Annotated in this window: 23 protein-coding genes and 2 tRNA genes; 21 read left to right on the top strand and 4 right to left on the bottom strand. The window is 63.6% G+C overall.

What is annotated here, in order from left to right; translation table 11 throughout:
- Positions 1 to 94: 94 nt before the first annotated feature.
- Positions 95 to 1,768, bottom strand: coding sequence for an electron transfer flavoprotein-ubiquinone oxidoreductase (locus VSR34_RS02235; RefSeq protein WP_342961752.1), 1,674 nt, complete (start codon positions 1,766 to 1,768; stop codon positions 95 to 97).
- 176 nt (positions 1,769 to 1,944) lie between these two features.
- Between VSR34_RS02235 and VSR34_RS02230 the strand changes: the two genes are divergently transcribed.
- Both VSR34_RS02230 and VSR34_RS02225 read left to right on the top strand, forming a co-directional pair.
- Positions 1,945 to 2,724 carry an SDR family oxidoreductase gene (locus VSR34_RS02230; protein WP_028210153.1) on the top strand — a complete coding sequence of 260 codons (780 nt, stop codon included), beginning with the start codon at positions 1,945 to 1,947 and terminating at the stop codon, positions 2,722 to 2,724.
- A 66-nt stretch (positions 2,725 to 2,790) separates the two neighbouring features.
- Positions 2,791 to 3,231 carry an acyl-CoA thioesterase gene (locus VSR34_RS02225; protein WP_028210152.1) on the top strand — a complete coding sequence of 147 codons (441 nt, stop codon included), beginning with the start codon at positions 2,791 to 2,793 and terminating at the stop codon, positions 3,229 to 3,231.
- A gap of 46 nt (positions 3,232 to 3,277) precedes the next feature.
- On the opposite strand, the gene VSR34_RS02220 is transcribed toward VSR34_RS02225, so the two are convergent.
- The gene (locus VSR34_RS02220; protein ID WP_028210151.1) at positions 3,278 to 3,850 is read right to left on the bottom strand and encodes a LuxR C-terminal-related transcriptional regulator; all 573 of its coding nucleotides are present in this window, start codon (positions 3,848 to 3,850) and stop codon (positions 3,278 to 3,280) included.
- 257 nt (positions 3,851 to 4,107) lie between these two features.
- Here VSR34_RS02220 and VSR34_RS02215 point away from each other — a divergent pair, with 257 nt between their 5' ends.
- The 16 genes from VSR34_RS02215 (at position 4,108) to VSR34_RS02140 (ending at position 19,803) form a co-directional block, all read left to right on the top strand.
- Entirely contained in the window at positions 4,108 to 4,815 is a 708-nt protein-coding gene (locus tag VSR34_RS02215; RefSeq protein WP_028210150.1) for a CoA transferase subunit A, read from the top strand.
- A 15-nt stretch (positions 4,816 to 4,830) separates the two neighbouring features.
- Positions 4,831 to 5,472 carry a CoA transferase subunit B gene (locus VSR34_RS02210; RefSeq protein WP_028210149.1) on the top strand — a complete coding sequence of 214 codons (642 nt, stop codon included), beginning with the start codon at positions 4,831 to 4,833 and terminating at the stop codon, positions 5,470 to 5,472.
- 287 nt (positions 5,473 to 5,759) lie between these two features.
- Positions 5,760 to 6,653: an alpha/beta hydrolase gene (locus tag VSR34_RS02205; protein ID WP_342961751.1), complete on the top strand. Its 894-nt coding sequence runs from the start codon at positions 5,760 to 5,762 to the stop codon at positions 6,651 to 6,653.
- A 96-nt stretch (positions 6,654 to 6,749) separates the two neighbouring features.
- On the top strand, positions 6,750 to 7,103 hold the full coding sequence (locus VSR34_RS02200; RefSeq protein ID WP_028210147.1) for a RidA family protein: 354 nt from the start codon (positions 6,750 to 6,752) through the stop codon (positions 7,101 to 7,103).
- An 87-nt stretch (positions 7,104 to 7,190) separates the two neighbouring features.
- Complete coding sequence (locus tag VSR34_RS02195; protein WP_342961750.1) at positions 7,191 to 9,440, top strand: bifunctional (p)ppGpp synthetase/guanosine-3',5'-bis(diphosphate) 3'-pyrophosphohydrolase; 2,250 nt, start codon at positions 7,191 to 7,193, stop codon at positions 9,438 to 9,440.
- 74 nt (positions 9,441 to 9,514) lie between these two features.
- Positions 9,515 to 9,591 (top strand) — tRNA-Val (locus tag VSR34_RS02190).
- A gap of 279 nt (positions 9,592 to 9,870) precedes the next feature.
- A complete protein-coding gene (gene thrS / locus VSR34_RS02185; protein ID WP_342961749.1) occupies positions 9,871 to 11,778 on the top strand; it encodes a threonine--tRNA ligase in 1,908 nt (635 codons plus the stop codon).
- Between the two features lie 50 nt (positions 11,779 to 11,828).
- Positions 11,829 to 12,350, top strand: coding sequence for a translation initiation factor IF-3 (infC, locus tag VSR34_RS02180; protein ID WP_081715833.1), 522 nt, complete (start codon positions 11,829 to 11,831; stop codon positions 12,348 to 12,350).
- A gap of 276 nt (positions 12,351 to 12,626) precedes the next feature.
- Positions 12,627 to 12,824, top strand: coding sequence for a 50S ribosomal protein L35 (gene rpmI / locus VSR34_RS02175; protein ID WP_004191477.1), 198 nt, complete (start codon positions 12,627 to 12,629; stop codon positions 12,822 to 12,824).
- 30 nt (positions 12,825 to 12,854) lie between these two features.
- A complete protein-coding gene (gene rplT / locus VSR34_RS02170; protein ID WP_004192938.1) occupies positions 12,855 to 13,214 on the top strand; it encodes a 50S ribosomal protein L20 in 360 nt (119 codons plus the stop codon).
- 223 nt (positions 13,215 to 13,437) lie between these two features.
- A complete protein-coding gene (pheS, locus tag VSR34_RS02165) occupies positions 13,438 to 14,451 on the top strand; it encodes a phenylalanine--tRNA ligase subunit alpha (RefSeq protein ID WP_028210143.1) in 1,014 nt (337 codons plus the stop codon).
- Between the two features lie 109 nt (positions 14,452 to 14,560).
- On the top strand, positions 14,561 to 17,005 hold the full coding sequence (gene pheT, locus VSR34_RS02160; protein WP_342961748.1) for a phenylalanine--tRNA ligase subunit beta: 2,445 nt from the start codon (positions 14,561 to 14,563) through the stop codon (positions 17,003 to 17,005).
- Positions 17,006 to 17,095: 90 nt separating this feature from the next.
- Complete coding sequence (locus tag VSR34_RS02155; protein ID WP_028204248.1) at positions 17,096 to 17,506, top strand: integration host factor subunit alpha; 411 nt, start codon at positions 17,096 to 17,098, stop codon at positions 17,504 to 17,506.
- A gap of 125 nt (positions 17,507 to 17,631) precedes the next feature.
- A complete protein-coding gene (locus VSR34_RS02150; RefSeq protein WP_342961747.1) occupies positions 17,632 to 18,030 on the top strand; it encodes a MerR family transcriptional regulator in 399 nt (132 codons plus the stop codon).
- A 126-nt stretch (positions 18,031 to 18,156) separates the two neighbouring features.
- Positions 18,157 to 18,233: transfer RNA gene (locus tag VSR34_RS02145), tRNA-Pro, on the top strand.
- Positions 18,234 to 18,864: 631 nt separating this feature from the next.
- Positions 18,865 to 19,803 carry a DMT family transporter gene (locus VSR34_RS02140; protein WP_342961746.1) on the top strand — a complete coding sequence of 313 codons (939 nt, stop codon included), beginning with the start codon at positions 18,865 to 18,867 and terminating at the stop codon, positions 19,801 to 19,803.
- Between the two features lie 133 nt (positions 19,804 to 19,936).
- On the opposite strand, the gene VSR34_RS02135 is transcribed toward VSR34_RS02140, so the two are convergent.
- Positions 19,937 to 21,361 carry an MFS transporter gene (locus VSR34_RS02135; protein WP_342961745.1) on the bottom strand — a complete coding sequence of 475 codons (1,425 nt, stop codon included), beginning with the start codon at positions 21,359 to 21,361 and terminating at the stop codon, positions 19,937 to 19,939.
- Positions 21,362 to 21,910: 549 nt separating this feature from the next.
- Between VSR34_RS02135 and VSR34_RS02130 the strand changes: the two genes are divergently transcribed.
- The 3 genes from VSR34_RS02130 (at position 21,911) to VSR34_RS02120 (ending at position 23,959) form a co-directional block, all read left to right on the top strand.
- The gene (locus tag VSR34_RS02130; protein ID WP_081715831.1) at positions 21,911 to 22,480 is read left to right on the top strand and encodes an acyloxyacyl hydrolase; all 570 of its coding nucleotides are present in this window, start codon (positions 21,911 to 21,913) and stop codon (positions 22,478 to 22,480) included.
- 112 nt (positions 22,481 to 22,592) lie between these two features.
- Positions 22,593 to 22,913, top strand: a complete 321-nt coding sequence (locus tag VSR34_RS02125; RefSeq protein ID WP_036017891.1) for a DUF190 domain-containing protein — start codon at positions 22,593 to 22,595, stop codon at positions 22,911 to 22,913.
- A gap of 185 nt (positions 22,914 to 23,098) precedes the next feature.
- Complete coding sequence (locus VSR34_RS02120) at positions 23,099 to 23,959, top strand: 3-hydroxybutyryl-CoA dehydrogenase (RefSeq protein WP_028210137.1); 861 nt, start codon at positions 23,099 to 23,101, stop codon at positions 23,957 to 23,959.
- A 37-nt stretch (positions 23,960 to 23,996) separates the two neighbouring features.
- On the opposite strand, the gene VSR34_RS02115 is transcribed toward VSR34_RS02120, so the two are convergent.
- Positions 23,997 to 25,097, bottom strand: a complete 1,101-nt coding sequence (locus VSR34_RS02115) for an aldose epimerase family protein (RefSeq protein WP_342961744.1) — start codon at positions 25,095 to 25,097, stop codon at positions 23,997 to 23,999.
- Positions 25,098 to 25,133: the final 36 nt, after the last annotated feature.

The raw sequence follows: 25,133 nt of genomic DNA, 5'->3' as shown, positions 1-25,133 counted from the left end.
GACCGCACTGCGTGCCGGTCGACAACGTTGCGCGGACAACAAAAAAGCCGTTTCGGGCTCCCACCCGAAACGGCTTTTCTTTCGTCTTCCGGTCTTACATGTTCGGATAGTTGGGACCGCCGCCGCCTTCCGGCGTCACCCATACGATGTTCTGCGTCGGGTCCTTGATGTCACAGGTCTTGCAGTGCACGCAGTTCTGCGCGTTGATCTGCAGGCGGTCGCTGCCATCGTCGTTCTTCACGAACTCGTACACCGCGGCCGGGCAGAAGCGCGCTTCCGGTCCCGCGTAGGTGCGCAGGTTCACGTTCACGGGCACGCTCGCATCCTTGAGCGTGAGGTGCGCAGGCTGGTTCTCTTCGTGGTTCGTGTTCGAGATGAACACGGAAGAGAGCCGGTCGAACGTGAGCTTGCCGTCCGGTTTCGGATACTCGATCGGCTTGCACTGCGACGCCGGTTTCAGCATCTCGTGATCGCGATGCTGGTGATGCAGCGTCCACGGCACGTTGCCGCCCAGCAGCTTCTGCTCGATGCCCACCATCAGCGTGCCCAGGTACAGGCCCTTGCTCATCCACTGCTTGAAGTTGCGCGCCTTGTACAGCTCCGTGTAGAGCCACGACTGCCTGAACGCTTCCGGGTACGCCGCGAGCTCGTCGCTCTGGCGGCCGGCCTGCACGGCTTCGAATGCGGCGTCCGCTGCGAGCATGCCGGTCTTGATCGCCGCGTGGCTGCCCTTGATGCGCGAGGCGTTCAGAAAGCCCGCATCGTCGCCCACGAGCGCGCCGCCCGGGAACACGAGCTTGGGCAGCGACATGAGGCCGCCCGCCGTGATCGCACGCGCGCCATACGACACGCGCTTGCCGCCTTCCAGATACTTGCGGATTTCCGGGTGCGTCTTGTAGCGCTGGAATTCCTCGAACGGCGAGAGATACGGATTCTGGTACGCGAGACCGACGACAAAACCCACCATCACCTGGTTGTTGTCGGTGTGATACAGGAACGAGCCGCCGTAGGTGTCCGATTCGAGCGGCCAGCCGGCCGTGTGGATCACGAGGCCCGGCTGGTGCTTCGCGGGATCGATCTCCCACAGTTCCTTGATGCCGATGCCGTAGACCTGCGGATCGGCGTCCTTGCCGAGCTTGAACTTCTCGTTGAGCTGGCGGCCCAGGTGGCCGCGGCAACCTTCGCAGAACAGCGTGTACTTCGCATGCAGCTCCATGCCGAGCTGGAAGTTCTCGGTGGGCTCCCCGTCCTTGCCCACGCCCATGTTGCCGGTGGCGACGCCCTTGACCGAGCCATCGTCGTTATAGAGCACTTCGGCGGCCGGGAAGCCCGGGAAGATCTCCACGCCCAGCGCCTCGGCCTGCTGGCCCAGCCAGCGCGTGACGTTCGCGAGGCTGATGACGTAGTTGCCGTGGTTCTTGAAGTTGTCGGGCAGTGCCCAGTTCGGCACGGACTTCGCGCCCGATTCCGAGAGGAAGAGGAATTTATCCTCGGTCACGGGCACGTTCAGCGGTGCGCCCTGTTCCTTCCAGTCGGGAATCAGCTCATTGAGGGCGCGCGGATCCATGACCGCGCCCGAGAGGATATGCGCCCCGATCTCCGAGCCTTTCTCCAGCACGCAGACGCCAATTTCAGCGCCTTTTTCGGCGGCCAGCTGCTTCAGGCGGATCGCCGCGGACAGCCCGGCGGGGCCGCCGCCGACGATCACCACGTCGTATTCCATCGACTCGCGTGGGCCGTACTGCTCCAAAAGACTTGCGGGGGTCATCAATGCTCCTCTTGCCATTAGAATACTTTTTTCGGGTTCGTATTGTCGGGTAACGTTTCCCGTGCCGCAACCCAGCAGGGTAACATTAGCACGACCGTTCTATTTGTGGGCGCTGGGTTCGGCGCGCTGATTACGCCGTGTTCTGGCGCTCATTCACCTCTGGACAGGAACCGGATATGGGCCGTTCGATCAATCTGGAAGGCAAGGTGGCGATGATCACGGGCGCCTCCAGCGGGCTCGGCAAGCGCTTCGCCCAGGTGCTATCGCAGGCGGGGGCGAAAGTCGTGCTGGCGAGCCGACGCGTGGAGCGGCTCAAGGAACTGCGCGCGGAAATCGAGGCCAGCGGGGGCGCCGCGCACGTCGTCTCGCTCGACGTGACCGACTACCAAAGCATCCGCTCGGCCGTGGCGCATGCGGAAACCGAGGCGGGGACCATCGACATCCTCGTCAACAATTCCGGCGTCTCGACGACGCAAAAGCTCGCCGACGTCACGCCCGCCGACTTCGAATACGTGTTCGACACCAACACGCGCGGCGCCTTTTTCGTGGCGCAGGAGGTGGCGAAGCGCATGATCATGCGCGGCAACGGCGGCGGCGCGACGCCGGCCTACCGCATCATCAACATTGCATCGATGGCGGGTTTGCGCGTGCTGCCGCAAATCGGCCTGTACGCGATCAGCAAGGCCGCGGTCGTGCATATGACGAAGGCGATGGCGCTGGAATGGGGCCGTCATGGGATCAATGTGAACGCGATCTGCCCCGGCTACATCGACACGGAAATCAACCATCACCACTGGTCGACCGAGCAGGGGCAAAAGCTCATTTCGATGCTGCCGCGCCATCGCGTCGGCAAGCCCGAAGACCTGGACGGCCTGCTGCTGCTGCTCGCCGCCGACGAGTCGTCGTTCATGAACGGCGCGATCATCACCGCCGACGACGGCTTTGGACTGACCTGAACGCAGGCGGACCCCGGCCGGCCGTCGGCATTCCGTTTTATCGAAACAACAAGAAGTCGAAGTGCAATGAGTGACTACCATCCCGTATTCGAAATGACCATGCCGATCCGCTGGGGCGACATGGACGCGTTCGGCCATGTGAACAACACGGTCTATTTCCGCTACATGGAGCAGGTGCGCATTTCCTGGTTCGAGCACCTGGGCGTGGCCGCCGAGAGCGGTGAGGGTCAGGGGCCCGTGATCGTCAATGCTTCGATGGAATTTCTCAAGCAGCTCCATTACCCGGGCGACATCGTCTGCACGATGACGGTGGGCCAGCCCGGCCGCAGCAGCTTCGACACGGGCTTCGAGCTGCGCCGCGCCGACGGGCCGGACACGCTCTACGCGCGCGGAAACGCGCGCTGCGTCTGGATCGACTACGCGGCGGGGAAATCGGTGCCGATCCCGGAAATGCTGCGTGCGACCATCGAGCATGCGGCGCTGGTGAAGTCGGACCGGGTGGGATGACCGCCCCACGGCACGCACCGCGGGGCGCTGTGCGCGACTGCTGGCACTACTGGCCCAGCAGCCGCTGCAGCAGCTCGGTGGCGTTGCCGGTGTCGTACTTGCGCATCAGCCGCGCGCGATAGACATCCACGGTGCGGGGGCTGATGTCCAGAACTCGCCCGATCTGCTTGCTAGTCTTGCCCGTCACGAGCTGCGCGGCGATTTCGCGCTCGCGCGGCGTGAGTTCGATGGCCACGCGGCGCGTCGCGCTCAGGTCTTCAAACGTCCAGACACCTGCCGCATGCGGCTCGGCGCGGTCGAGTGATCGCCCTGTGACGTGACACCAGAAAAGTTCGCCGTTGGCGCGCTTCATGATGCGGTCGTCGGCGTAGCTGCCTTGGGCCGTCATGATCGGCGGAATGCGTGCGCCGATGCGCTCGAATTCGTCGGCAGACGGGTAGAGCACCTGGAACGACTGCCCGATCAGCGTCTCTCGCGAGCAGCGGAAAATGGCGGCGACCTGGTCGTTGCAATCCATGATGGTGCGCTCGCGCGCCAGCACGAGGCCGATGGGCGCGAGATGGAACGCTGTCTGGTAGTCGAGGGCGGAGCGTTCGGCGGGTTGGGTGGTAGCGGCCATGGCGGACGGTGCGGGTATTGCTTTATGTAGTTTTGCGTATTGTGCCGCAACAGGGGGCCAGCGTACGCTTTGCACCCATCGGAGAGTCTGGTTTGCAAGCTCGCGCGGCTCGTTCGGGCACGTGCGCGGGCCTCGGTGGCGCAGCCGGCTTCACGGCAGCGCCACCGGCGCATGACTAGAATTGAAAATCCGGACGCGGTAGACGTCCGCGCGCCAGACCGGATTGGCGGATTTCCATACGAGGAAGGGACACACAGATGAACAAGGTCTATAAAAGCGCGGCAGCCGCGCTCGAGGGCATCGTCAAGGACGGCCAGACATTCGCGGTTGGCGGCTTCGGGCTGTGCGGCATTCCCGAGGCGCTGATCGGCGCGCTGCGCGACACGGGTGTGAAGGGCATCACCTGCATCAGCAACAACGCGGGCGTGGACGGCTTCGGCCTCGGCCAGCTGCTGGAGACGCGCCAGATCAAGAAGATGATCTCGTCCTACGTGGGCGAGAACAAGGAATTCGAGCGCCAGTATCTGTCGGGCGAACTCGAGCTCGAGTTCACGCCGCAGGGCACGCTGGCCGAAAAGCTGCGCGCGGGCGGCGCGGGCATTCCGGCGTTCTTCACGAACACGGGCTTCGGCACACTGATCGCCGAAGGCAAGGAAACGCGCCAGTTCGGCGACAAGCACTACGTGCTCGAGCATTCGCTCACGGCCGACGTGGCGCTCGTGAAGGCGTGGAAGGCGGATAAGTCGGGCAACCTGGTGTACCGCCGCACGGCGCGCAACTTCAACCCGATGTGCGCGATGGCGGGCAAGATCACCGTGGCGGAAGTGGAGGAGATCGTCGAGAACGGCGAACTCGATCCGGACGCCATCCATACGCCGGGCATCTTCGTGCAGCGCATCGTGCTCAACGCGCACCCGGAAAAGCGCATCGAACAACGCACCGTGCGCGCAGCATCGGGCAACTGAGGAAGGAGACCGACCATGGCATGGAATCGTGACCAAATGGCCGCGCGCGCGGCGAAAGAACTGCAGGACGGCTTCTACGTGAACCTCGGCATCGGCTTGCCGACGCTCGTGGCCAACCACGTGCCCGCGGGGATGGAGGTCTGGCTGCAGTCGGAAAACGGCCTGCTCGGCATCGGCCCGTTCCCGACCGAAGACCAGGTGGACGCCGACATGATCAACGCCGGCAAGCAGACCGTGACGACGCTGCCGGGTTCGTCGATCTTCTCTTCGGCGGACTCGTTCGCGATGATTCGCGGCGGCCACATCAACCTCGCTATCCTCGGCGCGATGCAGGTGAGCGAGAAGGGCGATCTGGCCAACTGGATGATCCCCGGCAAGATGATCAAGGGCATGGGCGGCGCGATGGACCTCGTGGCCGGTGTTGGCCGCGTGGTCGTGCTGATGGAACACGTGGCGAAGGGCGACCAGCACAAGATTCTCGACGCCTGCACGCTGCCGCTGACGGGTGTGGGCGTGGTCGACGTCATCATCACCGACCTTGGCGTAATGGAAGTGACCGACGCGGGCCTGAAAGTGACCGAACTCGCGCCGGGCGTGACGGTGGACGAGATCAAGGCGAAGACCGGAGCGCCGCTCGATGTCAGCGCCGTGAGCTGAACGTCGTAGTGCAAGCATGATTTACAGCGGGCGAGACTTTGGTCTCGCCCGTTTCGTTTTGCAGTGTCTGCATTGTTGCCCATGGGCGCCTCGTCGAAACGTCGGCCGAACGGCATACGCCGGATGGCAGGGCCAGGCGCCGCGCAAAAGGCGCTCGGGCGCGCCAGAGATCAGGCCGCAAGGCCCCGCGCGCGAGGTGTGCGTGCGGCATTGCCGTCCATGCAGCGCGTCAAAGCCGTCTACAATCGGCCCAAAGCCTTGAGCCCCCTTTCAGCGAGGATCCTGCGATGTCCGAATCGACCGCCGCGCCGCGTCAGCAGTACGTCCAGTGTCTGAGTCCCGCGGGCCTCCACCGCATCGCTTACACCGAGTGGGGCGACGCCGCCAATCCGCGCGTGCTCGTCTGCGTGCACGGACTCACGCGCTCGGGGCGCGACTTCGACCGTTTCGCCGCCGCGATGGCCGGCGAATACCGTGTCGTGTGCCCCGACGTGGCCGGGCGCGGGCTATCGTCGTGGCTGCCCGATCCGCGCTGCTATGGGGTCGCGCAGTACGTGGCTGACATGGTCACGTTGATCGCACGCACCGGCGCCGAGAAGGTGGACTGGTTCGGCACCTCGATGGGCGGCCTGATCGGCATGGCGCTCGCGGGGCTGCCCGGTACGCCCATTGGCCGCATGCTGCTCAACGACGTCGGGCCGCACATCGAGCCCGCGTCGCTCGCGCGCATCGGCGACTACGTCGGGCGCGACGAGCGCTTTGCTACGCTTCAGGAAGGCATCGACAATGCGGCGCTGCTCGCGGCATCGTTCGGTCCGCTGAGCGCCGGGGAGTGGCGCGAGATCAATACACCGTTGCTGCACGAAGTGGAGGGCCAGTGGCGCTATCGCTACGATCCGCGCATTGCGGCGCCGTTGAAGGCGGCCACCCCCGCGCAGAACGAGGAGGGCGAGAAGTATTTGTGGCGCTCGCTCGCGGCGTTCGAAGGACCCGTGCTGGTGGTGCGCGGGGCGCTGTCGGACCTGCTTTCGCGTGAGACGGTGGCGAAAATGGTCGAGACCGGCCGTAACGTGTCGAGCGTCGAAATCGATGGCGTCGGGCACGCGCCTGCATTCCTCTCGGCCGACCAGATCGCGATCGCGCGCCGTTTCTTCGACGGCGAGGCCCTTCGCGCGTCATAATATGAGATTCGCCGGCCTGTTCCCGTGCGCTGTTATGCGTGCTCGATCGCGCCGGCGCGGAAGTCGACCGTTTTTCACTTCTCAACAGGAATCTTCATGGCAGTCATTCGTCACCACGTTGGCCCGCGTCTTTCGGAAACCGCTATCTACAACGGCACCGTCTACCTTGCCGGCCAGATCGCCGAGGACACGAAGCAGGACATCGCAGGCCAGACGCGTGAAGTGCTCGGCCACATCGACCGCCTGCTGGGCGAAGCGAACAGCGACAAGTCGCTGCTGCTCTCGGTGCAGATCTACATTGCAGACATGAAGGATTTCCCCGGCATGAACGCCGAGTGGGACAAATGGGTCGCGCAAGGCGCGACGCCGCCGCGCGCGACTGTCGAAGCGAAGCTCGCAAATCCCGAGTGCCTCGTCGAGATCGTCGTGGTGGCCGCGCAGCGCGACTGAGCGCAATTCGTTGATTCTCCGCACGTGTTCGAGTGTGCTTGATCCATTCCGTTGTCGCCCGTCCGGTATGCCGACGGGCATCGTCTCATGAGTCGCGACACAGTCCCTCCCGCCCCCGCGGTTCCCGCCGATCCCGGCCCGCTGCCGTCGCTTGCCGACGCACTTGCATTCGTGCGCGAGCACGCGGGTGACGCGCGTCTTTCCACGGGCGAGCCGCTCGTCGAGCATGCGCAGGGCACGGCGTCGATCATGGGCCGGCTCAATGTTGATCCGCCTGCGGTGCTCGCCGCCGCGCTCTTCAATCTCGCGCCGCATCTCGACGATCCGGAGGCCACGATCGAAGCGCGTTTTGGCACGGAAGTGGCGAAGCTCGTGTTCGACGTTCGCAAGCTGCTGCGCCTTGGCACCGTCAGCCTGCGTGCCGCGCAGCAGTCGGTGCCCGAATCGGGCCGTGAAGGGCGCGACGCCCAGGCGGCGCGGCGTGCGCAGGTCGAATCGCTGCGCAAGATGCTGCTCGCGTTCGCGCAGGACATCCGCGTCGTGCTGATCCGGCTCGCGTCGCGGGTGCAGTCGCTGCGGTTCTACGCGGCGGCGAAAGTCACGCCAGCGCCCGAAATCGCCCACGAGACCCTCGAGATCTATGCGCCGCTCGCCAACCGGCTGGGCATCTGGCAGCTGAAGTGGGAGCTCGAGGACCTCGCGTTCCGCTTCCAGGAACCGGACACCTACAAACGCATCGCGAAGCTGCTCGATGAAAAGCGTGTCGAGCGCGAGAGCTACGTGTCGGAGGCGATCGCACGGTTGCAGCGCGAGCTTGCCGCGGCACATATCCCGGCCGAGGTGAGCGGGCGCCCCAAGCACATCTACAGCATCTGGAAGAAGATGCGCGGCAAGGAGATCGACTTCGCCGAGCTCTATGACGTGCGCGCGTTCCGGGTGATCGTGCCCGATATCAAGGATTGCTACACGGTGCTCGGCATCGTGCACAACCTCTGGCAGCCGGTGCCGAAGGAGTTCGACGACTATATTTCGCGGCCCAAGCCCAATGGCTACCGGTCGCTGCATACGGTCGTGATCGGTGACGACGGCCGTGCATTCGAGGTGCAGATCCGTACGCAGGAAATGCACCAGTTCGCCGAGTACGGGGTGGCCGCGCATTGGCGCTACAAGGAAGCCGGCGCGAAGGGTTACGGCGGCCAGTTCAGCGCGAGCAGCAGTTACGACGAGAAGATCGCGTGGCTGCGCCAGCTGCTGGCGTGGAAGGACGATGTGTCGGACGGGCGCCAGCCGTGGGAGCAGCTGCGCCAGGCTACGCTCGACGACGACCACATCTACGTTCTCACGCCCCAGGCGCGCGTGATCGCACTGCCGCAGGGTGCAACGCCGCTCGACTTCGCCTATCACCTGCACAGCGAGCTCGGTCATCGCTGTCGCGGTGCGCGCGTGGACGGCGCGATGGTGCCGCTCAACACCCAGTTGCGCAACGGCCAGACGGTCGAGATCGTTTCGGTGAAGGAGGGCGGGCCGTCGCGCGACTGGCTCAATCCGCAGCTGGGCTACCTGCACAGCACCCGGGCGCGCCAGAAGGTGCGCGCGTGGTTCAACGCGATCGACGCGCAGGAAAACATCGCCAACGGCCGCGCGATGGTGGAAAAGACGCTGCAGCGCGAGGGCCGCACGTCGGTCAATCTCGATCAGCTTGCGGCCAAGCTCGGCTTCAAGTCGACGGACGAGCTTTTTAGCGTGGTAGGCAAGGAAGAGTTCAGCCTGCGCAACGTCGAGCATGCCTTGCACGACGCACCCACGGCCGAGTCGGAAGAGGAAACGCCCGAGCAGCTAACCAAGCGCGCGAGCGGCGCGAACGTCGCGCATGGCGGGTCGTCGGGCGTGCTGGTGGTGGGCGTGGACGCGCTGCTCACGCAGCTCGCGCGCTGCTGCCGGCCGGCACCGCCGGACGCGATCAGCGGTTTCGTCACGCGAGGCAAGGGCATGTCGATCCACCGCAGCGATTGCCCGACCTTTCTGCGCATGGCCGACAGGGCGCCCGAGCGCGTGCTGCACACCACGTGGTCCGCCGATGTGATGGGCGGGCGTGGCCAGTCCGTCTATCCGGTCGACATCTCGATCGAGGCGACCGACCGCCAGGGGCTGCTGCGCGACATCTCCGAGGTATTCGCGCGCGAAAAGATGAATGTGATCGGAGTGAAGACACAGTCCCGCCGCAATGCGGCGTACATGCAGTTCACGGTCGAAGTGTCGAACTCCGCGCAAATCCAGCGTGCCTGCGTGCTGCTCGGTGAGGTGGGCGGCGTGGTGCGGGCGTCGCGCAAAGGCTGAGACGGTGCGGCATTGCCGCGCCGCAAAAAAGCACTTGCCAAGTGTGCGGCTACTTCATATAATCTCTCTTCTTCAGGCTCGTAGCTCAGCTGGTTAGAGCACCACCTTGACATGGTGGGGGTCGTTGGTTCGAGTCCAATCGAGCCTACCAACGAAATCGAGCTTCTGGTTTTGCCAGGGGCTCAACCGCAGTAAGCGCTGCACCTTTAAAGGAAGCGCCATAAGGCGAATACGGTTATGACACCGCGAACGTTCACCGAAACTACTTCGGAGCGACGCTAGTCGAGGACCTCTTTCGCCTGTGCAGTCTGGTTTGAAAAGTGAATGCGGCCCCTCGAAAGCGGGGCCGCATTTTTTTTGTCGCGAAGTTTTCCGCGCTGCGTTCCCACGAACAACACGATGTGCCTTCGCGGCACTTCTGGAGAAAAACATGGTTGCGATACGTCTGCCCGACGGTTCGGTTCGACAGTACGATCATCCCGTCACGGTCGCCGAAGTGGCGGCTTCGATTGGCCCCGGTCTCGCCAAGGCGGCGCTCGGCGGCAAGCTCGACGGTGAGCTGGTCGATACGTCGACGCTGATCGATCGCGACGCATCGCTCGCCATCGTCACGGACAAGGATGCCGACGGCCTCGACATCATCCGTCACTCCACGGCGCACTTGCTCGCGTACGCAGTGAAGGAGCTGTACCCGGAGGCCCAGGTCACGATCGGACCGGTCATCGACAACGGCTTCTACTACGACTTCGCCTACAGCCGCCCCTTCACGCCCGAAGATCTCGAAAAGATCGAAAAGCGCATGCAGGAACTCGCGAAGAAGGATGAGCCGGTGTCGCGCCGCGTCGTCACGCGTGGCGAGGCCGTGGACTACTTCAAGAGCATCGGCGAGAAGTACAAGGCCGAGATCATCGAGTCGATCCCGGGCGCCGAGCAAATCAAGCTGTACTCGCACGGCGGCTTCACGGACCTCTGCCGCGGCCCGCACGTGCCGTCCACGGGCAAGCTGAAAGTCTTCAAGCTCATGAAGGTCGCGGGCGCCTACTGGCGCGGCGACTCGAAGAACGAGCAGCTGCAGCGCATCTACGGCACGGCCTGGACGAAGAAGGAAGACCAGGACCAGTACCTCCACATGCTCGAGGAGGCCGAAAAGCGCGACCACCGCAAGCTCGGCAAGCAGCTCGACTTGTTCCACATGCAGGACGAGTCGCCGGGCATGGTGTTCTGGCACCCCAAGGGCTGGACGCTTTGGCAGCAGGTCGAGCAGTACATGCGCGGCCGCCTGCGTGTCGCGGGGTACGACGAAATCAAGACGCCGATGATCATGGACCGCTCGCTCTGGGAGGCGTCGGGTCACTGGCAGAACTATCGTGAAAACATGTTCACGACGGAGTCGGAAAAGCGCGACTACGCGATCAAGCCGATGAATTGCCCGGGCCACGTGCAGGTGTTCAACCACGGCCTGCGTTCGTACCGCGATCTGCCCCTGCGCTACGCGGAGTTCGGCTCGTGCCACCGCAACGAGGCGTCGGGCGCGCTGCACGGCCTGATGCGCGTGCGCGGCTTCGTCCAGGACGACGCGCACATCTTCTGTACGGAAGACCAGATCATCAGCGAGTCGATCGCCTTCAACACGCTGGCGATGAGCATCTACAAGGATTTCGGCTTCGATCACATCGACATCAAGCTCTCGCTGCGCCCGGATTCGCGCGCGGGGACGGATGAGACGTGGGATCGCGCCGAACAGGGCCTGCGCGAGGCGCTGACGGCCTGCGGCCTGCAGTGGGAAGAGTTGCCGGGCGAGGGCGCGTTCTACGGTCCGAAGGTCGAGTACCACATCAAGGACGCCCTTGGCCGCTCGTGGCAATGCGGCACGCTGCAGCTCGACATGGTCCTGCCGGAGCGCCTCGGCGCCGAATATGTGGCCGAGGACAACAGCCGCCGCCGGCCGATCATGCTGCACCGCGCCATCCTCGGTTCGATGGAGCGTTTCCTCGGCATTCTGATCGAGCACCATGCCGGCGCGATGCCGCCGTGGCTCGCTCCGGTGCAGGCCGTTGTGATGAATATCGCGGAAAGTCAGGCCGAATATGCCGCGAATCTGGTTCAATCGTTGCAAAAACAAGGGCTTAGAGTGGTGGCCGATTTGCGCAACGAGAAAATTAGCTATAAAATACGCGAGCACACGCTTGAGAAGGTCCCGTATCTGCTCGTAGTCGGCGACAAGGAGCGTGAAGCACAAACGGTAGCCGTGCGTGCCCGTGGCGGCGTCGATCTGGGTGTCATGCCGGTCGATGCCTTTACAGCGCGTCTTGCGGAAGACGTCAAGACGTTCAGGTAAGCCACTGCGGCAGCGCGGCTCGTTTTTTTAATCTTTAGAGGAAACGTAACATCGCTACGGATAAGTCGCATCGCATCAACGGTGAAATCACTGCACCCGAGGTGCGTCTCGTCGGAATCGAGAACGAGCCGCTCGGCATCGTAAAGCTGGCAGATGCGTTCCGCATGTCGGAACAGCAGGACGTCGATCTGGTTGAAATTGCCCCGCAGGCGGTGCCTCCCGTGTGCCGCCTGATGGACTACGGCAAGTTCAAGTACCAGGAATCGAAGAAGCAGCACGAGGCCAAGCTCAAGCAGAAGGTCATCCAGGTCAAGGAAGTCAAATTCCGCCCGGGTACCGACGATGGCGATTACAACGTCAAGCTGCGTAATCTCATCCGCTTCCTTGACGATGGCGACAAGACGAAGATCACGTTGCGTTTCCGCGGCCGCGAAATGGCCCACCAGGAAATCGGCATGCGCATGCTCGAACGCCTGCGCACCGACCTCGAAGAAGTCGGTCAGGTCGAGCAGATGCCGAAGATGGAAGGGCGCCAGATGATCATGGTGCTCGCTCCGAAGAAGAAGAAGTAATCCGGCGCGTCGCGCGGTTCGTGCGATGCCCGAAAAATTTCGATTGACGCTTTCGGCGCCATGGCGCGCAGAAGGCGGGAAGCAGGTTCCGGAACGGCGCCCGCGCGCCGCACGTCAAGTGCGGCAAACGGGCGTTTTTCCTGAAAGCGGCGGTTAGCACTATCAGCCAGTCGCCAAAACAAGTGGAGTGGGTTTCGAAGGGCGGTCAGAGGGCAAGGTGTTCCGACACTGCGCCAGCCGCACACCCATGTCCATCAAATAATGGAGTTGTCTGTCATGCCGAAGATGAAGACCAAGAAGAGCGCTGCAAAGCGCTTCGTGGTTCGTCCGGGCGGTACCGTCAAGCGCGGTCAAGCCTTCAAGCGTCACATCCTGACGAAGAAGACCACCAAGAACAAGCGCCATCTGCGCGGTGCAACGGCAGTTCATGATTCCGATCTGAACTCCGTGCGCGCAATGCTGCCGTTCGCGTAATCCCTCAACCGATACTCACAGGAGCGAAACATGCCTCGAGTCAAACGTGGGGTTACCGCACGGGCCCGCCACAAGAAAATCATCAACCTGGCCAAGGGTTACCGCGGCCGTCGCAATAACGTCTATCGCATCGCCAAGCAGGCGGTCATGCGCGCGGGCCAGTACGCCTACCGCGATCGCCGCAACAAGAAGCGTGTGTTCCGCGCACTGTGGATCACGCGTATCAACGCGGCGGTGCGTCAGCACGACATGACCTACAGCGTGTTCATCAACGGCCTGAAGAAGGCTTCGATCGAACTCGACCGCAAGGTTCTGGCTGACATGGCTGTGTTCGACAAGGCTGCATTTGCTGCGATCGTCAAGCAGGTGAAGGCCGCCGTCGCTGCCTGATAGCAGGTATTGCGCAGGTTCGTTGCAGCAGACATTCCGGTAGTCGCGGTGATGCTGCAACAAAAACGGGGCTCCTCACCGAGCCCCGTTTTTGTTGGTAATTACGCTTCTTGCGCCGCTTCATGCAGTGTCTTCGCGCCGCCGTCGCCAGGTTTCATCATGGTGTGCCGCGGGCGCGCAGACGCTCCAAGTCTCAAACTCTGACGCTGAAAAGATGGGATCAATGGATCTGGACCAGATTGTCGACGACGCGCAACGCGCTTTCGCTGCCGCCCCGGACGTCAACACGCTCGAAAACGAAAAGGCCCGCTTTCTCGGCAAATCCGGCGCGCTGACCGAACTGCTCAAGGGCCTCGGCAAGCTCGACCCGGAAACGCGCAAGACCGAGGGCGCGCGCATCAACGCCGTCAAGCAGCAGGTGGAAGCCGCGCTCAACGCGCGCCGCCAGGCGCTCGCCGACGCACTGCTGAACCAGCGCCTCGCCTCCGAGGCGATCGACGTCACGCTGCCGGGCCGCGGCACCGGCACCGGTAGCCTGCACCCCGTGATGCAAACGTGGGAGCGCGTCGAGCGCATCTTCGGCTCGATTGGTTTCGACGTGGCCGACGGTCCCGAGATCGAAACCGACTGGTACAACTTCACCTCGCTCAACAGCCCGGAAAACCATCCGGCGCGCTCGATGCAGGACACGTTCTACGTGGACGGCAAGGACGCCGATGGCCGTCAGCTTTTGTTGCGCACGCACACGAGCCCGATGCAGGTGCGCTACGCGCGCACGCACACGCCGCCCATCAAGGTGATCGTGCCGGGCCGCACGTATCGGGTGGACAGCGACGCCACGCACTCGCCGATGTTCAACCAGGTCGAAGGCCTGTGGATCGAAGAGAACATCAGCTTCGCAGACCTCAAGGGTGTCTACACCGACTTCCTCAAGAAGTTCTTCGAGCGTGACGACATCCAGGTGCGCTTTCGTCCGTCGTACTTCCCGTTCACGGAGCCTTCGGCCGAAATCGACATGATGTTCGAGCAGGGCAAGAATGCCGGCAAGTGGCTCGAGATCTCGGGCTCGGGCCAGGTGCATCCGACCGTGATCCGCAACATGGGCCTCGACCCGGAGCGCTACATCGGCTTTGCGTTCGGCAGCGGCCTCGAACGCCTGACGATGCTGCGTTACGGTGTGCAGGACCTGCGCCTGTTCTTCGAAGGCGATCTGCGCTTCCTGCGCCAGTTCGCCTGATCGAAGCGACGCATTCGCTTGCAGAGCGCGAGGCGGACGCAGCATCTGAAGAAGGTGCGCGGGAACCCGCCCTCGCGACGGTCACAATCTGTCTGGAACGTAAAACCAAATGCTATTCCCCGAATCCTGGCTGAGAAGCTTTGTCGATCCGAAGCTCACGACCGATGAACTGGCCCATGCGCTCACCATGGCCGGCCTCGAAGTCGAAGGCCTGAGCCCGGCCGCGCCGCCCACCACGAAGATCGTCGTGGGCCGCGTGCTCGAAGTCGTGAAGCATCCCGATGCCGACAAGCTCAACGTCACGCAGGTCGACGCCGGCACCGGCGCCACGCTGCAGATCGTGTGCGGCGCGCCCAACGTCGCGCCCGGCATCAAGGTGCCCGTGGCGCTCGTGGGCGCCGAACTGCCGCCCGCCGAAGAAGGCGGCAAGCCTTTTGCGATCAAGCTCTCGAAGCTGCGCGGCGTGGAAAGCCAGGGCATGCTGTGCTCGGCGCGCGAGCTCAAGCTCTCGGAAGACCACAGCGGCCTGATGATCCTGCCCGAAGACACGCCCATCGGTCAGGATATCCGCGAAGCGCTCAATCTCGACGACACCATCTTCGAAATCAAGCTCACGCCGAACAAGGCCGATTGCCTTTCGGTGTACGGCGTCGCGCGCGAAACGGCGGCGATCACCGGCGCGCCGCTTGCGGCGCCCGTGTATCCGAAAGTCGAGGTGAAGCTCGACGAAAAGCTGCCCGTGAAGATTTCGGCGCCGGACCTGTGCGGCCGTTTCTCGGGCCGCGTGATCCGTGGCGTGAATGCGCGCGCGAAGACGCCTGCGTGGATGGTCGAGCGTCTCGAGCGCTCGGGCCAGCGCAGCATCTCGGCGCTCGTCGACATTTCGAATTACGTGATGCTCGAACTAGGCCGCCCGTCGCACGTGTTCGATCTCGACAAGATCCATGGCTCGATGGACGTGCGCTGGGGCCGCAAAGGCGAGACGCTCAAGCTGCTCAACGGCAACACCGTCGAAGTCGATGAGACCGTGGGCGTGATCGCCGACGACCGCGAGATCGAAAGCCTCGCGGGCATCATGGGCGGCGACAGCACGGCGGTCACGCTCGACACCACGAACATCTATCTCGAAGCCGCGTTCTGGTGGCCGGACAGCATTCGTGGCCGCTCGCGCCGCTACAACTTCTCGACCGATGCCGGCCATCGCTTCGAGCGCGGCGTGGACTGGTCGACGACCGTCGAGCACATCGAGCGCATCACGCAGCTGATCCTCGATATCTGCGGCGGCGCAGCCGGCCCGGTCGACGATCAAACGGTCAACGTGCCAAAGCGCGAGCCGGTGAAGATGCGCGTGGCACGCGCGAACCGCATCATCGGCGTGAAGATCGGCGCCGACGAGATCGCGGAGATCTTCACGCGCCTCGGTCTTGCGTTCGAACGCGATGGCGATGAGTCGTTCAGCGTGACGCCGCCGCCTTATCGTTTCGACATCGAGATCGAGGAAGACCTGATCGAAGAGGTCGCGCGCATCTATGGTTTCGAGAAGATTCCGGCGCTTCCGCCGGTGGCGCGCAGCGAAATGCGCGCGACTCACGAAACGCGCCGCTCGATCCACGCGATCCGTCACGCGCTCGCCGCGCGCGACTACGCCGAGACGATCAACTTCAGCTTCGTCGATGCCGAGTGGGAGCAGGACTTCGCGGGCAATGCCAATCCCGTGAAGCTGCTGAACCCGATCGCGAGCCAGCTCTCGGTCATGCGCACGACGCTGTTCGGCAGCCTCGTCAACGTGCTGCGCCACAACCTCAATCGCCGCGCGGACCGCGTGCGCGTGTTCGAAGCGGGTCGCGTGTTCCTGCACGATCCGTCGATCAAGGCCGGTGAGATGACGGTCGAAGGTTTCGCACAACCGCAGATGATCGGCGCGCTTGCCTACGGTCCCGCGCTCGAAGAGCAGTGGGGCGTGCAAACGCGCGGCGTGGACTTCTTCGACGTCAAGGGTGACCTGGAAGCGCTGTTCGCACCGCTTGGCGCAGCCAAGGCGCCGCGTTTCGTGAAGGCCGAGCACCCTGCGCTGCACCCGGGACGTAGCGCGCGCATCGAAGTCGATGGCCGTGCCGTGGGCTGGATCGGCGAGCTGCATCCGCGCTGGATGCAGAAGTACGACCTGCCGCACGCGCCGATCCTCTTCGAAGTCGAGGCCGAGGCACTGATGGCGCGCGATCTGCCCACGCCTGGCGAAGTCTCGAAATTCCCGCCGGTCCGCCGTGACATCGCGCTTGTCGTCGATCAAAAGATCGAGGTGCAAGCGCTGCTCGACGAGTTCCAGAAGGGCATGCAAGATGAGCCTTGCCGGATTGTGCAGAGGGTTGCGCTCTTCGATGAATTTCGTGCAAAATCAAATACTTCCGGACTTGGCGCGGACGAGAAAAGCCTTGCCTTCCGGGTGACCCTGCAAGATACTGGCGGAACCCTTCAGGACGAAACGGTCGATGCGGCCATCAAGTCCCTGGTGGATCGCCTGGCTCGAGTGTATGGCGCCCGGTTGCGCGGATAAGCTCCTCGGCTATCACGTACCGACATCGGCTTCCGGTTTGTGTGGTTGCAAGTCTTGCCAGCAACCGGAAGCGCGCCATTTCAAAGATAGATGAACGAAATGAACTCGAGTGATTTCGAAGCCCTTCTTGCGGCACAGCGTAGCGCCATGATTCGCGACATTCCTGCCTCGTCGGCAAGCGCCACGAACGACACGCCCACGCTGACGAAAGCCGAACTCGCTGAGCTGCTGTTCGACAACGTCGGTCTCAACAAGCGCGAGGCGAAGGACATGGTCGAAGCCTTCTTCGAGGTGATTCGCGACGCGCTGGAAAGCGGCGATAGCGTGAAGCTGTCGGGCTTCGGCAATTTCCAGTTGCGCGACAAGCCGCAACGACCCGGCCGCAATCCGAAGACGGGCGAAGCGATTCCTATCGCGGCGCGCCGCGTCGTGACGTTCCATGCGAGCCAGAAGCTCAAGGCGCTCGTGGAGAGCGGCGCCGAAGCGAGTTTCCCGCGTTGATGCGCTGAGTTGGCAGCCTCGCGGCGGTGGCAACATGGCGGGCGACAACCAGGCGGAAAATAGCGGACTTCAAGGACCCAGGCGGCGACGCCTCATTGCGCAACCACCACGACGGCAATCCGGCGATGACATCGACAAGCGAAAAGGTCGTCTTGCCTCCCATCCCCGCCAAGCGCTACTTCACCATTGGCGAGGTGAGCGAACTGTGCGGCGTGAAGCCGCATGTGCTGCGGTATTGGGAGCAGGAGTTCACGCAGTTGAAGCCGGTGAAGCGGCGCGGCAATCGTCGCTATTACCAGCATCACGAAGTGTTGTTGATCCGGCGGATTCGCGAACTGCTCTATGAGCAGGGGTTCACGATCAACGGCGCGCGCAATCGTCTGGATTCACATGGGGCGATGGTCGGCGAATCGGCCCAGGCCGAAGCATCAGGCGAGCCCGCTACCAAAGGCACGATGGCGCTCGTGGACGTCGACCAGTTGCGCAAGGAGTTGCTCCATGTGCTCGATTCACTGGGCCGCTGAAACCTTGTTCGAAACGCTTGTGGGTGTGCCGTTCACGCGCAGTTCACGTGCAGTTCACGCGCAGTTCACGAATTGCGCTTGAAGCGGTTCTAATTAGAGAAACTGTCTGTTATACTCTCTAGCTCTCGGGGCGTAGCGCAGCCTGGTAGCGTACCTGCATGGGGTGCAGGTGGTCGGAGGTTCAAATCCTCTCGCCCCGACCAGGAAAATCAAGGACTTACGGTGAAAGCCGTAAGTCCTTTTTCGTTGCAGCGTCTGCCCGCGGGGATAAACCGCTGGCATTCAAGGTTGGCGCCTCGGTGAGGCGGTTTCCGGATGTTCGCGAAGGCGGCAGCGCGAGGCAGCGTCAGGCAGCGCCATTGCGGTTCGCGGGGACCAATCATATGGTGGCTCTGTCGCCTCGAGCCGCTTTCCGATCACGCTACCGCTTGCAGCCACTCAATCCTCGGCTTCAGCACCCCACGGTTCATCGTTGTCCCGATATCGAACTGCTCGAGCAGCGCATGCCCTGGTTACGCAAGACGTCGATCAGGAATCCTGCCAAACGGCTTCGCAAGAACGCGAGCCGGATATCCAGAAAGCCGCTTCCTCTTCATATCAAGCTGCCTGAAAGTGCCATCGCGATCCTCGCCGATCGAGTCGAGTGCCGTAAGCAATGCCGCGAAATACGAACGACACCGCAAGATCCGGCTGTTAATTTTTCTCACATATCGGTGAGAATCCTTCGTTATACGGCGCGTGCCATTCGCCTTACGATACGCGTACCTCCGCGCCCGTGATTCGAACGATCGCGCCCCTCCGCGCGCACCCCGTGCCCTTGACAGCGATACCTCAATGAACCCGATCGAACTCGCGCAACTGGTTTTTCTCGCCGCCCTATGGGGCGGATCGTTTCTGTTCATACGCGTCGGTGTGACCGATTTCGGCGTAGCGCCGCTGATGGCCCTGCGGGTCGGCATCGGGGCGCTGTTCCTGCTGCTAGTGCTGTTCTCCCGGCGCCCCGCGCGCGAGGCGCTGGGCGCGTTGCGCGAGCGTGCGTGGCCCCTCTTCGTCGTCGGCATCCTCAATTCGGCTGCGCCGTTCTGCCTGTTCGCGTGGGCCGAACTCACGCTCTCAGCGGGTGTCACGTCCGTCATCAACGCGACCACGCCGCTGTGGGGCGCAGTGGTCGCATACATCTGGCTCAAGGATCGTTTGAGCGGGCTGCGCGTGGTCGGGCTTGCCATCGGCTTTGCGGGCGTGCTTGCGCTCGTCTGGGACCAGATCGCGACGCACGCCGGCGATGGGGTATCGTCCACGAGCGCCGCGCTGGCAGCTCTCGCGGCACTGGTTGCTGCGGCGCTCTACGGCGTTGCCGCAAGCTACACGAAGCGCCATCTCACCGGCGTGGACCCCCTCACGGTGGCCGCCGGCACGATGACGAGCGCGAGCGTCGTGCTCGCGCCGTTCGCCGTGGCGACCTGGCCCGCTGCGACTGTTTCGCTCGATGCCTGGGGCGCGGTTCTCGGTCTCGGCGTGGCGTGCACCGGCGTTGCCTATCTGTTGTTCTTCCGTCTGATTGCATCGGTCGGGCCGGCGCGCGCAATCACGGTGACGTTCGTGATCCCGATGTTCGGCATTCTGTGGGGCGCGCTCTTTCTCGGCGAGCGGGTTTCGATGGGCATGGTCGAGGCGTGCGCCGCGATCCTCCTCGGCACCGCGCTCGCGACCGGTTTCGTGAAGCGGCTACCGGGAATCGCCGCGCGGCGCAGCGGGGCGGGCGCGGAGCGCTAGCAAGTGTGTCCTCACATGCCCTGGCGACGGTGCGTGCGCCGCGCGCGGTGAGCGCGGCCAAACGCGCCGCACAGTTCGTCTGGACACACACGCGGGTGGCATGCGCTGCCGCCGAATCGGGCGCAATGCATGCTCATGCGGCCGCGCGCGGCGCGCGCTGTGCTCGTTCGTCGCGATCGCCTCGGCCGCTTCTATCGTTGTTCCCAACGGGCAGTGTCGCGACGATCACCGTCCCCACCACAAGCAGCGCCGCGGAATAGATGAGTCCCGCGGCATAGCTGTGTGTCGCATCCTTGAGCCATCCCACGACGAGCGGGTTTGCCGCCGAGCTGATATTGCCGATCGCGTTGATCACGGCAATGCCCACCGCGCGCGCTTGCGGCGTGAACGCCTGGTCCGGCGTGGTCCAGAAGATCGACATCGCCGTGTACGAGCCCGCCGATGCGAGGCATACGCCGAGCAGTTGAACGAGCGGCGCGCCGTTTTGCGCGGTCATCACGCAACCGAGCCCGGAGAGCAGCATCGGTGCCACGAGGTGCCATTTGCGTTCCTGATGCCGGTCCGAGCGGCGGCCCCACGCGATCATCGCGACGATGGTCACGATCTGCGGAATCGTCGCGATGAGGCCCACGGTGACATTGCTCGCGCCCGCACTGAAGCCCTTCACGATCAGCGGGGCCCATACGGCGACCATCGCCAGCGTGTTGACGAGGCAGAAGTACGCCGCCGCGAAGCGCAGGACCACCGGCGAGCGCAACTGCTGCCAGAGGCCGGGCTTGCTTGCCGCGTGCGCCGTGGGCGAGGCTTGCGCGTTCGCAGGCTCGGCGAGGGCAGCTTCGAGCGTGCGTTTTTCTTCCGTGCTGAGCCAGCGCGCGGCACGCGGCGTGTCGTCCAGATAGCAATACGCCACGCAGCCGAGCAGCGCGGCAGGCATGCCTTCCAGCACGAAGAGCCACTGCCAGCCCGCAAGCCCGGCGTGGCCGTCGAGCTTGAGGATGTAGCCTGAGACTGCGGAGCCGAGCGCAGCCGTCACGGGCATGGCGATCATAAAGAGGGCATTCGCCCGCGCGCGCCACGCGCTCGGGAACCAGCAGGTGAGGTAAAGCAGCATGCCGGGCAGAAAACCCGCCTCGGTCACGCCAACCAGCATGCGCAGCCAGTAGAGCGTGGTGGCGTTAGTGGCGAACATCGTCGCGGTGGAGGCGAGGCCCCACGCGATCATGATGAAGCTGATCCAGCGGCGCGCACCCACGCGTGCGAGCATCAAATTGCCAGGAATTCCGCACGCGATATACGCGATATAGAAGAGCGTGGTGGCGAAGCCGAACTGCGTGCTCGACAGGCCGAGATCCTTCATCATCGTCAGCCCTGCGAAGCCGATGTTGATCCGGTCGAGGAACGAGACGACGAACAGCAGGAACAGGAAGCCGAGCAAATGACGCGACACTTTGCGCGTCACCCGTTCAGTGGCGGCTGCGTGGCTCGACTGCACCCGCGCGGATGATTGCGCGGACGGTTGCGGCACATGCGAAGCATGCGCTTGCGGGGTAGGGCTCATGTGTCTCCTCCAAAGCACCGGGGCGTGATCATGGCAAGGGTTATTGCGTTGTTGTTTGCCGTGTATCAGGGTTTAGAGCCGATTATCAGAGCGCCTCGCGTATAGGCTGTCCTCAATTTGGGTACAACGGCCGTGTTCCTTCGTCTGGATTCGGGAATACCCGCATCGAGGGCGCTGTTTTATTCACACGAATGCGCGCGTCAGCGAATATCTGTTAATCGCATTGCGTGAATCCAATTTTCTTCATAAATAGCCGGTAATTTCGAGCGGCGGGTAAAGTCCGCGGGTGACGGCAGGAAAATTCTTCTGCTAAAAGGTCAACGCATTTGATTGGCTGCATTCACGATATTGAAAGTCGGTAGTCAGGAATCACGACGTGGAGGGCGTTTCCCGGACGTGCGGTAATGCCGTGCACGAGCGCTGTCGCCTTCTCGCGGCTAGATTTCTTTCTCATATCTGCTTGAATGAATTGAACGTTGCAGGGCGACGGAATCAGATTTCATTAAATGATGCGTGTGCCCGGAATGAATTGATCGACCCGGGAAATACATGAAATCAAGAAAATTGACCTGGCAGGCACGTTCCGCCCCCGGAGCCGTCATCGTGCTCTGCGCGTTCTGCACGGCCGGCGCGCGTGCGGAGAACAGCTTCGGCATCCAGATCGGTCCGGGCGTCGCGGCGCACGACGTCAAGAAGCTCGACCTGGGCCTCGTCTGGGATCCGGGCCTGCAGTGGTGGCACATTGGCGGTTATCACTTCACGGTGGTCGGCGAGGGGCACGTCGCCTACTGGAAGCTGGACGCCGCCGATGCCGTCTACTCCCATATCTGGGAATTCGGCGTGACGCCGGTTTTTCGCTTCATCAAGGACACCGGCTGGTTCAAGCCGTTCATCGAGGCGGGCGTGGGCATACGCTTTCTGTCGCATTTGCGGCAGACGCCGGACCGCGCCACCTCGACGTCGTTTCAGTTCGCGAACATGGTCGGCGTGGGCGCGCAGTTTGGCGAGCACGGTAACTATCAGGTCGGATTCCGCTTCCAGCATTTGTCGAACGCGGACATCAAGCAGCCGAATCCCGGCATGAACTTCAGCCAGATCTATTTCCAGTACAACTTCTAGCAGGCGCGATGCTCACCAGCTGGGACGAAGCGAGCCACGTGCTAGAATTTTTTTGCATCCCGCCCGTCGCGCGGCACCGATTTTTCGCACCGCCGAATCCATCGAGGTTCCCATGGCCGCAGGCAGTCAACTCACGATTTATACGAGCCGCAAGGACAAGAAAGGGCATAAGTCGGCGGTCTCGTGGATCATGGAAGCCGCGCGCGCACAGGGCGCCTTCGGGATTACCGTGCTCGAAGGCTACGAGGGCCTCGATGCTCATGGAAAGCTGCACGCCGCCCACTTCTTCGATCTCGCCGACGAGCCCGCCGTGGTGCTGATCGTCGCCGACGATCCGTCCATCGATGCGCTGCTCGTCACGCTCGGGCAGGGCGGCGTCGAACTCTTCTATACCCGCAGCTCGATCGACTACGGCCGCCTTGGCGGCGTCTGAGCGGTTTCCTGTCTGCCCGCCGCGAGTGCGCTATGCCGCAGTCGCTGCCGTCGCGCAAATTATGATGGTCTCCCGCAACCCGTTAAACTGTCGTTTTTGGTGCGGTGCACCACGGGTTGCGCCGCATGACCGGCATATTTCACAGGCGACACGCCGGCGTCGCAGACAAGGAGTGAGGAGCAGGCATGGCAATCGAAACTGTAGGGATCGTGGGCGCGGGCACGATGGGCAATGGCATCGCGCAAGCGGTAGCGGTGGCGGGGCTCAAGGCGGTGATGATCGACGTCACCGACGCGGCGCTCGCCAAGGGTGTCGCCACGCTCACGCACAGCCTCGAGCGGCTCGTCTCGAAGGGCAAGCTCGAAGCCGGCGCGCGCGATGCCGCGCTCGCGCGCATCGAAACGACCACCGACTACCAGCGTCTCGCGAGCGCCGATCTCGTGATCGAGGCGGCGACCGAGAACGTCGACCTCAAGATGCGCATCCTCAAGCAGATCGAGGCCGCGGCTCGCCCCGACGCGATCGTTGCAACGAACACGTCGTCGATCTCGATCACGGCGCTCGCGACCACGCTCGCCGATCCGTCACGCTTCATCGGCATGCACTTCTTCAACCCGGTGCCGATGATGCCGCTCGTCGAGGTGATCCGCGGGCTGCAGACGCGGCCGGAAGTTGCCGAGGCGGTGCGCGAGATGGCGCTGCGTCTCGAGAAGACGCCGATCGCCGTCAAGAATGCACCGGGCTTCGTGGTGAACCGCATTCTGGTGCCGATGATCAATGAGGCGTTTTTCGTGCTCGCGGACGGCATTGCGAGCGCCGAGGAAATCGACGCGGGCATGAAGCTCGGCGCGAATCACCCGATCGGACCGCTTGCCCTGGCGGACCTGGTCGGCCTCGACGTGTGTCTTTCGGTGATGGACGTTTTTCTGAAGGACTTCGGTGACTCGAAGTATCGTGCCTGCCCGCTGCTGCGCGAGATGGTCGCGGCAGGCCATCTGGGCCGCAAGACCGGCCGTGGCGTGTATCAGTACGACAAGGTGTCCTGACGCACCGGAATGCAGGCGCAGACGCCTGCATTCGGCTTCATGTGAGCACGCTGACCCGGTACTGCGTGACCTGCTGGTACGCCTTGCCGGGCCGCAGCACCACTTCATCGCATGCGGGCGCTTCCATGTTGATCTGGTTCGGGAAGCCGCCCGCTTCGAGGCACAGCCCCGCGTAGCGAGCGCACGTCGCGCCCCTGCGCCCCGGCTGTCCCTCCAGATAATTCCCCGTATAGAGCTGCAAGCCGCGCTGGTCGGTCGCGACGGCAAGCTCGCGCCCGCTGCCCGGATCATAGACCCGCGCCACGGGGCGCACCGGCCAACGGCCCGGCGCGGCGTGCAGCGTGCCTGCCGTGCTCTCGGGCGCGCGCAGCACGTAGCAGTGGTCGAAGCCGCGCGCGCGTTCGAGCTGGGCGTTCGGCCAGTCGAGCCGCGCGCCGAGCGGCGCGCCATGGCGGAAATCGAACGCGCTGCCCGAGACGTCGGCGATGCGACACGGAATCAACTGGGGATCGACCTCGAGGAACGCGTCGGCGTCGATCGTCAGTACATGGCCGCGAATGTCCGGGCTCGCTTCGCCGGAGAGATTGAAGTAGCCGTGGCTCGTGAGGTTGAGCGGGGTGGGAGCGTCGGCCACGCCCTCGTAGTCGATCGTCAGCGTGCCGTCGTCGGCTAGCGTATAGCGCACTTTCACGCTGACGTTCCCGGGAAAGCCGCAATCCCCTTCGGGCGAATCGAGCCGTAGTACCAGCGAACCCCGGTCCTCATCCGCCAGCCACATCTGCCGGTGAAAACCGTTGGCGCCGCCATGCAGCAGATTGCCGTTCTCGTTGCGATCGAGTGCGTAGTCGATGCCGTCGAGCATGAAGCGCGCACCCGCGATGCGGTTGGCCCAGCGCCCGATCAGGCCGCCCATGTACGTCGAAGCCGCGAGATAGTCGGCGGGCGTGTCGTGGCCGAGGAGGATGTCCGCGAGGCGGCCGGCGCGATCGGGCGCGAGCCACGAGACGAGCGTCGCGCCGAGGTCGCTCACCATCACCTTCATTCCCTGCGCGTTGCGCAGCGTGTAGAGCCGGACGGCGTCGCCGCCGGGCAGCGCGCCCCACGGTTCCGAACTCAGATGGGCAGCAAGAGTGTTCATGAGGTGAAATGAAAAGTGTTGCTGAATCCCTGGGCG

The sequence above is a fragment of the Paraburkholderia sp. JHI2823 genome (assembly GCF_038900695.1).
Classification (GTDB): domain Bacteria; phylum Pseudomonadota; class Gammaproteobacteria; order Burkholderiales; family Burkholderiaceae; genus Paraburkholderia; species Paraburkholderia mimosarum.
Note: the sequence above shows the minus strand (reverse complement) of the source record. Positions and strands in the feature narration are given on the sequence as shown.